This window comes from Amphiplicatus metriothermophilus (genome assembly GCF_900199215.1).
In the GTDB taxonomy this organism is placed as follows: Bacteria; Pseudomonadota; Alphaproteobacteria; order Caulobacterales; family Parvularculaceae; genus Amphiplicatus; species Amphiplicatus metriothermophilus.
This window is the reverse complement of sequence record NZ_FZQA01000001.1, coordinates 46,503-59,733: the sequence shown is the minus strand read 5'-3', so window position 1 is coordinate 59,733 and position 13,231 is coordinate 46,503. Positions and strand designations below refer to the sequence as shown.

Sequence of the window (13,231 nt, the reverse complement as noted above, 5' to 3'; positions counted from 1 at the left end):
TAAGGAGCAACCCATGCCCGCCCAACGCGGCAAAGACCTTCTTCTGAAACTCGGCGACGGGGGCGATCCTGAAGCGTTCGCGACCGTCGCGGGGCTGCGCGCCAAGACGCTTTCGCTGAACGCGCAGCCTGTGGACGTCACCCATGCGGACTCCGTCGGCGGCTGGCGCGAGCTTCTTGCCGGCGCCGGCGCGCGCCAGGCCTCCGTTTCCGGCGCCGGCGTCTTTCTGTCCGACGGCGCCGCGGCCGACATCCGCGCGATCTTCTTCGCGGGCGAGATCCGCCGCTGGCGGATCGTCGTGCCCGGCCTCGGCGAGATCGAGGGTCCGTTCCTCATCGCCAATCTCGACTATTCCGGCGCCCATGACGGCGAGGCGGCCTTCGCGCTCGCGCTCGAATCGGCGGGCCCGCTCGACTTCGCGGCCGCGCCATGAACGATCCGGTTCTCATCGTCAACGGCGAGAAGGCGCGCCTGCGCCTCACGCTCGGCGCGCTGGCGCGCATCGAGGAAAGCCTCGGCGCGGGGGGCTTTTCGGCGATGCGCGCGCGTCTTTCCGCGCTCTCGGTCGGCGATCTCATGCTCATCCTGCACGCGCTCCTCGAAGGGGGCGGGACGCGGATGAGCCTGGAGGCGCTCAGGGCCGCCGACATCGACGTCGGCGAAGCGGCGCGCGCCGTCGCCGAAGCCTTCCGCGTCCTCAATCCGGAGGGGGACGGTCCGCCGGGAAAGCCGGCGGCGGACTCCCCTGGGGCCGGTGGTTCGCCGCCGGAGTCCTCGCCATGAATCTCGCCCCCGATCAGTTCTGGCGGCTCACCCCGCGCGAGTGGCGCTGGCTGTGCGCCGCGCTCGCGCCCGAACCCGCGCCGCGCCGGGCCGACTTCGCCGCGCTGCTCGCGCAGTTTCCGGACGAAGGGCGGCGCTGCGACGCCTCAACCGAAAGATCAAACCCATGACCGGACGCATCTCCATCAATCTCGACACGGAGGGCCTCGCGCAGGCCGGCGCTGAAGTGACGCGCCTCGCCGAGGAGGAAATCGCCCCCGCCGCCGCCCTGATCGAAGAGGCTTTCGCTTCCGCCTCGCGCTCGATCGAGCGCGACCTTTCCCGCGCGGCGCGTTCGGGCGCGCTGTCGCTCAAGGGCCTGGCGCGCTCGATCGTAAATGACCTCAAGGGCGTCGCGATCGACGCGCTGGTGCGAAAGCCGCTCCAGTCCTTCTTCCAGTCCGCCCTCGCCGGCGCTTTCGGGGGCGGGCGCGCGGGCGGCGGCTTCGTCGCGCCGGGCGCGTCGTTTCTCGTCGGCGAGCGCGGGCCGGAGCTGTTCGTCCCGTCCGTCAGCGGACGAATCGCGCCGCGCGCGCCGGCGCGGCCCATAAGCGTCAGCATCCATGTCGCCGGCGCCGGCGACGCGGAGTCCTTCCGCCGGTCCGAGACCCAGATCGCGGCGGGGCTCGCCCGCGCCCTCGCCCGCGCCGAGCGCAACGGATGAGCGCCTGACAGGGAGCAGACAGATGTCCTTTCACGACGTTCTCTTTCCCCTCGACATCGCGCTCAATTCCGAGGGCGGACCGACCCGGCGCACGGACGTGGTCGCCCTCGTCTCCGGCCATGAGGAGCGCAATTCGCCCTGGGCCGGCTCGCGGCGCGCCTTCAACGCGGGCTACGGCGTGAAGTCGCTGGCCGACATCGAGGCGCTGATCGCCTTTTTCGAGGCGCGCGCCGGGCGGCTGCACGCCTTCCGCTTCCGCGATCCGTTCGACTGGAAGTCCTGCCCGCTCGAAGCCGAGCCGGCGGCGAGCGACCAGCTCATCGGAACCGGCGACGGAACGCGCACGGACTTTCAGCTCGTCAAGCGCTATGCGAGCGGCCCGTCGGCCTATGTCCGTCCGATCACCAAGCCGGTCGACGGTTCGGTCCTCGTCAATGTCGGCGGCGCGCCGGTCGCGAACTTCGCGCTCGACCCGCTGACGGGGCTCGTCGTCTTCGACGCCCCGCCCGCCGACGGCGCGGTCGTCACCGCCGGCTATCTGTTCGACATGCCGGCCCGCTTCGATACGGACAGCCTGCGGATCAATCTCGCCGCCTTCCGCGCAGGCGAGATCCCGTCGATCCCGATCATCGAGGTGCTGGAGTAATGCGCGCGCTCGACCCCGCCTTCGAAGCCCATCTGAAAAGCGGCGCGACGACGCTGGCGACCTGCTGGCGCGTGACGCGCAAGGATGGTGCGGTCTTCGGCTTCACCGATCACGATCGCCCGCTGACCGTCGCCGGCGAGACCTACGAGCCGCAATCGGGCGCGCACGGCGCCGCGCTCGCCGAAACGGCCGATCTCGCCGTCGACAACAGCGAGATCGTCGGCCTGTTGTCGTCGGCGCGCCTGCCGTCCGAAGCGCTCGCCGCCGGCCGCTTCGACGGGGCGGCGGTGGAGATCTGGCGCGTCAACTGGTCGAACACGGACGAACGGGTTCTTCTCAAGCGCGGCGTCATCGGAGAGGTCGCGCGCGATGGCGCGCGCTTCACGGCGGAGATTCGCGGGCTTGCGCATCTTCTCGACCAGACGGCCGGGCGGGCCTATCAGCGCCATTGCGACGCGCGGCTCGGCGACGCGCGCTGCGGCGTCGATCTCGATCAGCCCGCCTTCCGCGCCGAGGGCGTGGCGACGGCGGTCCGCGACGAATCGCGTTTTGCGGCCTCGGGGCTCGACGGCTTCGCCGACGGCTGGTTCGTGCACGGACGACTCGACTGGACCGGCGGCGCGAACGCGGGAACGGCGAGCCATGTGAAGGCGCACGCCGGCGCCGATCTGTCCTTGTGGCTGCCGCCGGGGGCGGGGCTCGCGCCGGGCGACGCCTTCGTCGTCTTCGCCGGCTGCGACAAGGCCTTCGCGACCTGCCGCGCGAAATTTTCGAACGCAGTGAACTTCCGCGGCTTTCACCTGATGCCCGGCAACGATTTCGCCGCGAGCTATCCGCGCGCCGGCGAGCGCAACGACGGCGGGAGGCGGCGGTGAGCGACGACGCGTTCCGTCTCGCGATCGCGCCCCGCCCCTGCTTTGCGAGGCAGGGAGAAGAGTCTCCGCCCGCCGGCGCCGTATCGCGCGCGCGCATCGTCGCCGAAGCCCGCGCCTGGCTCGGCACGCCCTATCTGCATCAGGCGAGCGCGAAAGGGGCGGGCACGGACTGTCTCGGCCTCATCCGCGGCGTGTGGCGCGCGCTCTATGGCGCGGAGCCGGAGATCGTTCCGCCCTACACGCCGGACTGGAACGAGCGGGCCTGGCTCGCCGGCCCGCGCCGCGAGCCGCTGCTTGAGGCGGCGCGCCGGCATATGGCCGAACGCGCGCCTGCGGCGGCCGCGCCCGGCGACGCGCTCGTCTTCCGGGTTGTCTGCGACGGGCCGGCCAAGCATTGCGGAATCCTGTCGGCGCCCGACCGCTTCATCCACGCCTATGCGGGCCGCGCGGTGATCGAGAGCCGGCTGACGCGCTGGTGGCGCGAGCGGATCGCGGGCGCGTTCGCTTTTCCGGGAACGGAGGAAGAAGAATAGCGCGTAGCGCGTCGTCGGCGCCGCCGCGCCTCCGCCCCCCCATTTTCTGCTCACTACGCCCTGCGCCCTACGCACTAAGGAGAACCTCATGGCCCAGCTCGTTCTCACCGCCGCCCAGTCCGCCGGCCAGGCCGCCGCCCGCGCCGGGATCGGCCAGGCGATCGCCCGCGCTGCGACGAGCGCGGCCGTCAATTTCGCCGCCGGCGCGGCCGAGCGGCTCCTCTTCGGCCCGCGCCGGCGGCGCGTTTCGGGTCCGCGTCTCGACGCGCTGCAGGTGCAGGCCTCGACCGAAGGGGCGGGGATCCTGCGCGTCTACGGCCGGGCGCGAGTGGCCGGCCAGCTCATCTGGGCGGCGAATTTCAAGGAGACGCTCGCCGAGACGACCGAGCGCTCGGGCAAGGGCGGCCGGCTGTCCCAGAAAACAACGACGACGGAGTATCTCTACTCGCTGTCCTTCGCGGTCGGGCTGTGCGAAGGCGCGATCGACCGCATCGGCCGCGTCTGGGCCGACGGCAAGCCGTTCGACCTGTCGCCCCACAACGTTCGCGTTTATCGGGGAACGGAGGATCAGCTTCCCGACGCCCTCATCGAGGCGGTCGAGGGCGCGGACGGCGCGCCCGCCTTTCGCGGCCTCGCCTATGTCGTATTCGAGGACCTGCCGCTTAAAGCGTTCGGAAACCGCATCCCGCAGCTTTCCTTCGAGGTCGAGAAGGCCCTCGCGCCCCAAGATCCGGACGCGCTCGAAAACGCCGTGACGGCCGTGACCATGATCCCCGGATCCGGCGAGTTTGTCTACGGAACGACGAAGGTTTTTCGCGAGGAAAGGGAAGGCGTAGTCGTTCCCGAAAACGTTCACAACAACGAAGGCGCGGCGGATTTTTCCGCCTCGCTCGACGCGCTGACGGCGAGCCTGCCCAATCTTTCGGCGGTCTCGCTCGCGGTCTCCTGGTTCGGGACGAGTCTCGATGCGGGCGCGTGCCAGATCCGCCCCGGCGTCGAAGTCGCGCAGAAGACGACGACGCCCCATGACTGGCGCGCCGGCGGGGTCGGGCGCGACGGGGCCCATCTCGTCTCAACCGTCGACGGCGCGCCGGCCTATGGCGGAACGCCGTCCGACCGATCCGTGCTCGAAGCGATCGCGGCCATGAAGGCGCGCGGACTTTCCGTCATGTTCCATCCCTTCGTCCTGATGGACGCGCCGGGCTATCCCTGGCGCGGGCGCATTTCCGTCGGCGCGAACGACAAGACCGCTGCGGCCGCCGCCGACGTCGCGGCGTTTTTCGGAACCGCCGCGCCCGACGATTTCGCGATCGAGAACGGCGAGATCGTCTATTCCGGTCCGCCGGAGTGGTCCTTCCGCCGGTTCGTTCTGCACTGCGCGCATCTGTGCGCGCTCGCCGGCGGCGCAGAGAGCTTTCTTCTGGGCTCGGAGCTTCGCGGAATCACCACGGCGCGCGCGGACGCGGCGAGCTATCCGGCCGTCGCGGCCCTGCGCGCGCTCGCCGCGGACGCGCGTTCGATTCTCGGACCGTCGGTCAAGCTCTCCTACGGCGCGGACTGGTCGGAATGGTTCGGCCATCAGCCGGCGGACGGCTCGGGCGACGTTTTCTTCCATCTCGATCCCCTGTGGAGCGACGAAAACATCGACTTCATCGGCGTCGACGTCTACGCGCCGCGGGCGGACTGGCGCGACGGCCTGTCCCATCTCGACGCGCAGGCGGGCTGGACCGGGCCTTACGAGCGCGCCTATCTGCAGGCGAATATCGAGGGCGGCGAGGGCCATGACTGGTTCTACGCCTCGTCGGCCGATCGCGACGCGCAGATCCGCGCGCCCATCGCCGACGGCGCCTATGGCGAGCCCTGGGTCTTCCGCAACAAGGACTTCCGGAACTGGTGGTCGAACGCCCATTACGACCGGCCGGGCGGAGTCCGCGCCGCGACGCCGACGGCGTGGGCGCCGCAGTCGAAGCCGATCCGCTTCACGGAAATCGGCTGCGCCGCCATCGACAAGGGTGCGAACCAGCCCAACGTGTTTCTCGACCCCAAGTCGAGCGAAAGCGCCATGCCGCATTACTCCAGCGGCGCGCGCGACGATCTCGCCCAGCGCCGTCTGATCGAGGCCGAATACGCCTACTGGCGCGCGCCGGCGAACAATCCGATATCGTCCGTTTACGGCGGGCCGATGATCGAGACGGACCGGCTCTACGTCTACGCCTGGGACGCGCGGCCGTTCCCGTACTTTCCGGCGCGGCGCGACGTATGGGGCGATCATGCGAACTGGACGCGCGGGCACTGGCTCAACGGGCGGGCGGGGCGCGCGCCGCTCGACCTGCTCGCGGCGGCGCTGGCCGAAGAGGCGGGCGCGGAGAATGTCGACGCGCGCGGGCTCAAGGGCGCGGTCGCCGGCTATGTCCTCGACCGGCCCCTGTCGGCGCGCGAGGCGATCGATCCGCTCGCCGACATTTTCCAGTTCGACATGGTCGAGACCGCCGCCGGCCTGCGCTTTCAGCCGCGCGACGGCGCGCCGGCGCTCTTTCTGAGCGAGACCGATCTCGTCGCCGGGGACGAAGGAGCGCCGCCGGCGCGAATCAGCCTCGCGCAGGCGAGCGATCTGCCCGCCGCCTTCCGTCTCGCCTTCATCGACGAGGGCGCGGACTACGCTCCGGCGATGGTCGAGGCGCGCGATCCGGGCGCGGATCATGTCCGCGCCGCCGCGATCGAGGCGCCTCTCGTCATGGGCGCGGCGGAAGCGGCCGCGCGGGCCCGCGCCGTCCTCGCCGACGCCCATGTGATGCGCGAGACCGCGACCTTCGCCCTGCCGCCCTCGCTGCTCGCCGTCGAGCCGGGCGATGCGCTCGCCGTGACGCTCGGCGGGGTCGAGCGGCTCTATCGCGTCGTGCAGACGGAAGGCGCCGGCGCGCGCCGCGTCGAGGCCGCGCGCGTCTCGCCCGCGGTCTACGAAGCGCCCGTCGGCGAGACGGATTTCCTCGCGCCCCCTGTCCCGGCGGCGGCCGGCGCGCCCGTCTGGGCCTTGCTGGATCTGCCGCCGCTGGGCGCGGGCGAGGCGCGGGCCGCACCCGGCGCGCCGCTGTTCGCCGCCTTCGCCGATCCCTGGCCGGGCGCCGTCGCGCTCTATCGCGACATTCCATCCGTAGACGGAGCGGCGCCCGCGCTCGCTGCGACTGCGGCCGCGCCGGCCGTCATGGGTCGGCTGGAGGCGCCCATGCCTGCGGGCTTTTCCGGTCGCTGGGACCGCCGGTCGATCCGCATACGCCTTTCTTCCGGCGCGCTGGCGAGCGCGAACGAGGAGGCCGTCCTCGAAGGGGCGAACGCGCTTGCGGTCGAAACGGACGCCGGGTGGGAGGCGCTTCAGTTTCTGGAGGCGAGCCTCGATCCGGACGGGGCGTGGACCCTGTCGGGCCTTCTGCGCGGGCAGGGCGGGAGCGAGGACGCCGCCGCCGCGGGCGCGCCCGCCGGGGCGCGCGTCGTCCTTCTCGGCCCGGCGCTCGCCGAGGCGCGCTTTCCGCTCGACCTGCGCGATACGCCCCTCGGCTGGCGCGCCGGCCCGGCGCAGGACATGCCGGATACGGAGCGGTTCACGGCGAAGACGCTCGCGCTCGCCGCGCGCGGCCTCATGCCGCTTTCGCCGGTTCGTCTGCGCGCCGCGCCGGCGGCCGGCGGCCTCGCGCTGTCTTGGATTCGCCGCGCGCGCGTCGGCGGCGACGACTGGACGGGCGAGGTTCCCCTCGGCGAGGCCTATGAACGCTACCGGCTGCGCATCCTCGACGGCGAGACGGTTCTGAGAACCGTCGAAACGGACGGGCCGTATTATCTTTATACAGATGATGAGATCGCGGCGGATTTCGGCCCCGGCGGACCGGGTCCGGGCGCGGCCTTCGAGGTCGTCCAGCTTTCCGACCGGGTCGGCGCGGGCGTCCCGGCGCGCGCGGGATTTGGCGGATAGCGAGGAGGGAGTAGGGAATAGGGAATAGGGAATAGGGAATGGCGAGCAGGGAATAGGGAATGAGAGCCCGTCATCCCGGGCGCGGCGCGGCATGAAATGACGCGCCGCAGACCCGGGATCGGTTTCAGCCGCGCCCGAGCGCGTTGAGGGCGGTCCCGGATGCCGCTTCATCCCTGCCCCCTACCCCCTTGCAGAACCGGCGGGATCGCTTATATCCTCCCGATTCCTGTACGGAGCGTTTCATGATCGAGAAACTGGATCTTCTGGCCGGCGCCCTGCTCGTCGGGGCGGAGGCGTTCGCCGTGTCGGCGACGGCGCTATGGCCGTTCGCCGCGGCTTATGGGGCGGTCGGGCGGCTCGCCGAGGTCGCGGCGTCGGCCGCGATCGGGCTGGCGGCGGGGCTGCTGCTGGCCCGCCACGCGCTCTCGCTGAAGCCGGAGCGCCTGGAAGACGAATAGGGCGGCGCCCGGAACCGTCTCCAACGCCCCGTCGCCCCGAATGTTGCGCAGCGCTCCGTCATACCGGATGCGGCGCAGCATGTAATGCTGCGCCGCTGGTCCGGGACCGGGTTCGGCCGGGGCTCCGCGCCTGCCGCGCGCGCCTACAGGCGCTCGATCGACACGCCGTCGCGCGCGCCCGCCCAGGCCTGCCGGAACAGGCCGCCGGCGTATTTCGCGCCGTTGCGATCGCCCTGCGCCTTGTAGGCCTCGGACAGTCCGTACAGGACCCATCCGTTGTTCGGCGACTCGACGAGCGCTTCGAGGAAAAGCTGCTCGGCGCGCTCGGCGTCGCCCGCGCGCAGAACCAGCGCGGCGAGCGTCTGCTTCGCCGGGTAGTACCAGTAGGGCGGCTCGGTGTAATTGAGCCCTTCCTGAAGCGCGACGACCTCGTCCATCGCCTCGATCGCGGTTGCAAGGTCGCCGTCGGCCGCGGCCGCGCGGGCGATCACGGTGAGGCGCGCGATGTTGAGGATGTCGACCGCCGGGACCAGGTTCTCTTCAAGGCCCGAGAGGTCCTCCTCGGCGACGATGCGCGCGATCGCTTCGGCTTCGGCGCGCGCTTCGTCCGTGCGCCCCAGTTTCGCTAGCGCCTCGCCGCGCGCATATCGCCAGTTCGCCTGCAGGAAGGGCAACGCCTCGCCCGGATCGGGCAGGGCGAGCACGTCCTCGGGAACGGCGAACTGCGCATAGGCGTAATAGGGCGCGGCCTTGATCGGCTGGGCGAAGGGCACCATCGCGGCCATCTCCGCCGGCAGCTTGGCGTCGAGCTTCTTGGCCATCTCGAGCGCGGTCTTGGCGTCGCCCGCCATCATCGCCGAGGCCATCACGAAATGCACGTTGTGCACGTAATAGCCGAACTGATAGAGCGGGCTGGCGTCGCCCCGGGCGAGAAACGCCTCGTCCGCGGCGACCGCGTCCACATTTGTCTCGAGCGCGTCGATGAAGCGCCCGATCCGGTAATAGGTGTGCGAGGGCATGTGGATGAGATGGCCGAGGCCCGGCGACAGCGCGGCCAGGCGATCGGCGTAGGACGCGGCGCGATGCGGATTATAGGTCGCCTCGGTCATGTGAATGTAGAGATGGATCGCAGGCTGATAATCCGGATTGCGCGCGAGCACCGTCTCCAGCAGCGACATGGTGCGCGCCGAGCGGCCCTTGGGCGTGCGCCCGTCGCTCATCCAGTAGTCCCAGGGCTGCGTGTCCATATTGGCTTCGGCCGCCAGCGACAGGACGAAGTCGTCGTCCGGATACGAACGGGCGACCGCGTCCATCGCGTCGGCGAAAGCCTGGTCGAGCGCCGAGCGGTCCTCGACGGGTTCGGGCGCGTAGCGCGCCTCGAGCGCGGCGATCAGCGCCTTTTCCTTCTCGCCGGCGTTCGCGGCGGCGGCCTTCGCCTTCTGCAGGGACTCCCAGGCCGGCGCGACGGCGTCCTCGGCCATCGGCGCGTTGATGTTGGGCCCGTGCGCGAAGGACTCGCCCCACCAGCACATGGCGCAGTCGGGATCGGCGGCCTGCGCGGCCCGGAAGGCGGCGACCGCCGCGCCGTGGTTGAAGTTCCACATATGGGCGAGGCCCTGGTCGAAATGCGCTTGGGCGAGGGGGCTCGCGGTCGTGATCTCATAGCCGATCGCGCCGATGCGGGCCGGCGCCGCGGCGGCTTCGGCCGGACCTTCGGCGGCGATCGCGCGGCCGATGGTCAGAAAATAGGCGCGCCGCTCCCGGGCGGCGTCCGCGTTCTTGCCGCACAGGGACTGCGCGACGAGGATCGGGTTGAGAAAGGCGACGCGGTCGTCTTCCGCCGCGCGCTCGGCGACGCCGAATCCGAGGCCGGCGAGCGCCAGGGCGCCCGCGCCGATGAGAAGTCTGCTTTTCATGATCGTTCTCCCCTTTCAGGAGGCCTATATGCGCCTGGCGGCGCGACGATGCAAATGCGGGCCGGGGATAGGGCGCCCGCCGGCGGGCCGACACTGACTTTCGTCGGGGTCGCGCCTGCGACCTTGGCGCCGGGGCCCGCGCTTATGCGGGGCGGCGAAATATGCTCTAACGCCGCCATGGCTGACGCGATCTTCGGCAACGTCCGCGAATACACCGTCTCCGAGCTCGCCGGCGCAGTGAAGCGCGTCATCGAGGACGAGTTCGGCTTCGTGCGCGTGCGCGGCGAGCTCGGCCGGGTGACGCAGGCGGGCTCGGGCCATGTCTATCTCGACCTCAAGGACGAGCGGGCCGTTCTCTCCGGCGTGATCTGGAAGGGAAACGCCGCGCGGCTGCGCTTCCGGCCCGAGCAGGGCATGGAGGTGATCGCCGTCGGGCGCATGAGCACCTTTCCCGGCCAGTCGCGCTATCAGCTCGTCATCGACAGCCTCGAGCCGGCCGGCGTCGGCGCGCTGATGGCGCTGCTTGAGGAGCGCAAGAAAAAGCTCGCCGCCGAAGGGTTGTTCGCGCCCGAGCGCAAGCGCGCGCTTCCTTATCTGCCGGAGACGATCGGCGTCGTCACCTCGCCGTCAGGCGCGGTCATCCGCGACATTCTCCACCGGCTGCGCGAGCGCTGTCCGCGCCATGTGCTCGTCTGGCCGACGCTCGTCCAGGGCAAGGGCGCGGAGACCCAGATCGCCGCGGCGATCGAAGGGTTCAACCGCCTCGCGCCGGACGGACCTGTTCCGCGTCCGGACGTTCTCATCGTGGCGCGCGGCGGCGGCTCGCTCGAAGATCTGTGGTGCTTCAACGAAGAGATCGTGGCGCGCGCGGCCGCGGCGAGCGCGATCCCGATCATCTCCGCCGTGGGCCACGAGACCGACACGACGCTGATCGACTTCGTCGCGGATCTGCGCGCCCCGACGCCTTCGGCGGCGGCGGAGAAAGCGGTCCCCATGCGCAGCGAGCTGATTACGGAGCTTCTCAACAAGCAGCGCCGGCTGACGAGCGTGCTTGCGCGCGCGTTCGACGCGCGCCGCGCGGCGCTCGTCTCGGCCGCGCGCGGGCTCGGCCGGCCGGAGGACGTGATCGGCCCCGCCGCGCAGCGGCTCGACCGCGCGGGCGAGCTGTTGCGCGCCGGCCTGCGTGCGCGACGCGACGCGGCGGCCGCCGGCTTTCTGCGCGCGGCGGGCCGTTTCGGGCCGCAGATTCTGGCCGCGGCCTCCGCCGCCCGTCGGGCGCGGCTCGCGGAGGCCGTCGCACGGCTGCGCCACGGCGCCGCGCGGCTCGTCGAGCGGCGTTGGCGCAGGCTGTCGGGCGAGCGGCTGTCCGCCGCCGCGCTGCGCCGGCAATACGCGCACGGAGAAAAAAGCCTCGCCATGGCGGGCGCGCGGCTCGCCGCGCTCGCTCCGCGCCTTCTTGATGCGCCGTCGCGCCGGCTCGGTTCGGCCGATCAGCTTCTTTCCGCGCTGTCGCATGAGCGCGTGCTTGAGCGCGGCTTCGCGCTGGTGCGCGGCGCGGACGGCCGGCTGATCGCCCGCGCGAAGAACGCGCTGCCTGGCGAGGCCGTCGCGCTCGTCTTCGCCGACGGCGCGCGCGGCGCGGTCATCGACGGCGGCGACGAAAAACCCTTGAGCGGAGGAACGCGCGCGGCGGCGAAATCCCGTCCCGGCGCGAGGCGCCCCGCGCCGGCGCAGAAGAGCCTGTTTGATTAGGGCAGGTCGCTTCGGCTTTGACTCGCCCGATCCTGGTCGTGCCGGCGAAAGTCGGAATGGGCGGGCGAGCGATTTGCGTCAAAGTGCGGTCAGAGCATCTTGCCGGGGTTCATGATCCCTTGCGGGTCGAGCGCCTTCTTGATCGCGCGCATCATGTCGAGCTCGACGGCGCTCTTGCGTTTTGCGATCGCCGCGCGCCGGTGGCGGCCGACGCCGTGCTCGGCCGAGATCGAGCCGCCCATCCGCGCGATCACGTCATAGACGCGCTCCTCGATCTGCGGGCGCAGCCCGTCGAGCGCGTCCGGCGCGGCTCCGTCGGGCGGGACGACGTCGTAATGCACGTTGCCGTCGCCGATATGGCCGAAGGCCGCGACGCGCGCGCCGGGCGCGAGCGAAGCGACCTCGGCGCCGGCGGCCTCCAGGAAAGCGGGGATGTCCGCAGTCGGAACGGACACGTCGTGCCGCGCCCCGAGCCCCTCGTGATTGAGCGCCTCGGAAATCGTATGGCGCAGGCGCCAGAAATCGGCGCCCTCCCGTTCGTTCTGCGCGATCGCGGCGTCGGCGAGTAGGCCTTTTTCGAGCGCGCTTTCGAGCAGCGCCTCGACGCGCGCGCGCAGGCCCCCGCCGCTCGAAGAGAACGCCATCAGCACGTGCCAGGGATGGGGCGCGCCGAGCGGATCGCGCGTGTCCGGAATATGCCTGAGCACGAGATCAAGGCAGAGCCGGCCCATGAGCTCGAAGCTCGATACGAGCCCGCCTGTTTCGTCCTGCGCGTGAGAGAGCAGCGCGACTGCGGCCGCCGGGTCCGGAACGCCGGCGAAGACGGTCACCGTCTCGCGCGGCAGGGGGAAAAGCTTGACGACGACCGAGGTGACGATTCCGAGCGTGCCTTCCCCGCCGATGAAAAGCTGCTTCAGGTCGTAGCCCGTATTGTCCTTGCGCAAACGTTTGAGCCCGTTCCAGACGCGCCCGTCGGGCAGGACGGCTTCAAGGCCGAGCACGAGGTCGCGCATATTGCCGTAGCGCAGCACGTTCACCCCGCCGGCGTTCGTCGAGACGACCCCGCCGATCTGGCACGAACCCTCGGAGCCGATGGAGAGGGGAAAGAGCCGGCCAGCCTCGCGCGCGGCCTGCTGCGCCTCGGCGAGGGCGACGCCGGCGTCGAGGGTCATCGTGTTGTCGAGGGGCGAGACGTCGCGGATCGTCCGCATCCGGCGCAACGACAGCAGGATCTCGTTCCCATAGGGGATCTGCCCGCCGACGAGGCCGGTGTTGCCGCCCTGCGGAGTGATCGCGACGCCGTGCGCCGCGCAGATCGATACGACCTTTGCGACCTCCTGCGTCGAGGCCGGGGCGACGATGAGCGCGGCCTCGCCCGGCCAGCGCGCGCGCCATTCGCTCAAGTAAGGCGCGCGGTCGGCGCCCTCGATTACGCCTTTCGGACCGACGGCTCGCCGGATCGCGTCGAGCGCGGCGGCGGGCGGGGCGGGAATGGACGGGCGGTCGGTCATCGCGCGCGCATCATCGCCTTCGCCCCGCCAAGGTCAAGGGGACGAGGGATTGGGGGATGGAATGAGAGATATGCGTCATCCCGGGTGCGG

The 13,231-nt window shown here is 71.1% G+C and carries 12 protein-coding genes; 10 read left to right on the top strand and 2 right to left on the bottom strand.

All coding sequences use genetic code 11. From position 1 onward, the window contains the following. The first annotated feature begins 13 nt into the window (after window positions 1-13). From CHB64_RS00325 to CHB64_RS00285, 9 genes are all read left to right on the top strand, one after another. Window positions 14-433, top strand: coding sequence for a phage major tail protein, TP901-1 family (locus CHB64_RS00325; RefSeq protein ID WP_089410610.1), 420 nt, complete (start codon window positions 14-16; stop codon window positions 431-433). Then, entirely contained in the window at window positions 430-783 is a 354-nt protein-coding gene (locus tag CHB64_RS00320; protein ID WP_089410609.1) for a GTA-gp10 family protein, read from the top strand. The genes CHB64_RS00325 and CHB64_RS00320 overlap by 4 nt, the downstream gene beginning before the upstream one ends. Further along, on the top strand, window positions 780-953 hold the full coding sequence (locus CHB64_RS00315; RefSeq protein WP_089410608.1) for a phage tail assembly chaperone: 174 nt from the start codon (window positions 780-782) through the stop codon (window positions 951-953). The genes CHB64_RS00320 and CHB64_RS00315 overlap by 4 nt, the downstream gene beginning before the upstream one ends. Then, a complete protein-coding gene (locus tag CHB64_RS00310) occupies window positions 950-1,486 on the top strand; it encodes a phage tail tape measure C-terminal domain-containing protein (RefSeq protein ID WP_089410607.1) in 537 nt (178 codons plus the stop codon). The genes CHB64_RS00315 and CHB64_RS00310 overlap by 4 nt, the downstream gene beginning before the upstream one ends. A 22-nt stretch (window positions 1,487-1,508) precedes the next feature. After that, a complete protein-coding gene (locus CHB64_RS00305) occupies window positions 1,509-2,132 on the top strand; it encodes a DUF2460 domain-containing protein (protein WP_089410606.1) in 624 nt (207 codons plus the stop codon). After that, a complete protein-coding gene (locus tag CHB64_RS00300) occupies window positions 2,132-3,007 on the top strand; it encodes a DUF2163 domain-containing protein (RefSeq protein WP_089410605.1) in 876 nt (291 codons plus the stop codon). Before CHB64_RS00305 ends, CHB64_RS00300 begins: the two co-directional genes overlap by 1 nt. Beyond that, a complete protein-coding gene (locus CHB64_RS00295; RefSeq protein ID WP_234993288.1) occupies window positions 3,004-3,540 on the top strand; it encodes an NlpC/P60 family protein in 537 nt (178 codons plus the stop codon). The genes CHB64_RS00300 and CHB64_RS00295 overlap by 4 nt, the downstream gene beginning before the upstream one ends. Window positions 3,541-3,628: 88 nt before the next feature. Beyond that, the gene (locus CHB64_RS00290; RefSeq protein WP_089410604.1) at window positions 3,629-7,504 is read left to right on the top strand and encodes a baseplate multidomain protein megatron; all 3,876 of its coding nucleotides are present in this window, start codon (window positions 3,629-3,631) and stop codon (window positions 7,502-7,504) included. Between the two features lie 242 nt (window positions 7,505-7,746). Further along, window positions 7,747-7,962: a hypothetical protein gene (locus tag CHB64_RS00285; protein WP_089410603.1), complete on the top strand. Its 216-nt coding sequence runs from the start codon at window positions 7,747-7,749 to the stop codon at window positions 7,960-7,962. Window positions 7,963-8,105: 143 nt separating this feature from the next. Here CHB64_RS00285 and CHB64_RS00280 read toward each other — a convergent pair whose 3' ends face one another. Further along, on the bottom strand, window positions 8,106-9,878 hold the full coding sequence (locus CHB64_RS00280; RefSeq protein ID WP_089410602.1) for a tetratricopeptide repeat protein: 1,773 nt from the start codon (window positions 9,876-9,878) through the stop codon (window positions 8,106-8,108). Between the two features lie 177 nt (window positions 9,879-10,055). Between CHB64_RS00280 and xseA the strand changes: the two genes are divergently transcribed. Further along, window positions 10,056-11,630, top strand: coding sequence for an exodeoxyribonuclease VII large subunit (xseA, locus tag CHB64_RS00275; RefSeq protein WP_089410601.1), 1,575 nt, complete (start codon window positions 10,056-10,058; stop codon window positions 11,628-11,630). An 89-nt stretch (window positions 11,631-11,719) separates the two neighbouring features. Here xseA and CHB64_RS00270 read toward each other — a convergent pair whose 3' ends face one another. Beyond that, a complete protein-coding gene (locus CHB64_RS00270) occupies window positions 11,720-13,141 on the bottom strand; it encodes an FAD-binding oxidoreductase (RefSeq protein ID WP_089410600.1) in 1,422 nt (473 codons plus the stop codon). Window positions 13,142-13,231: the final 90 nt, after the last annotated feature.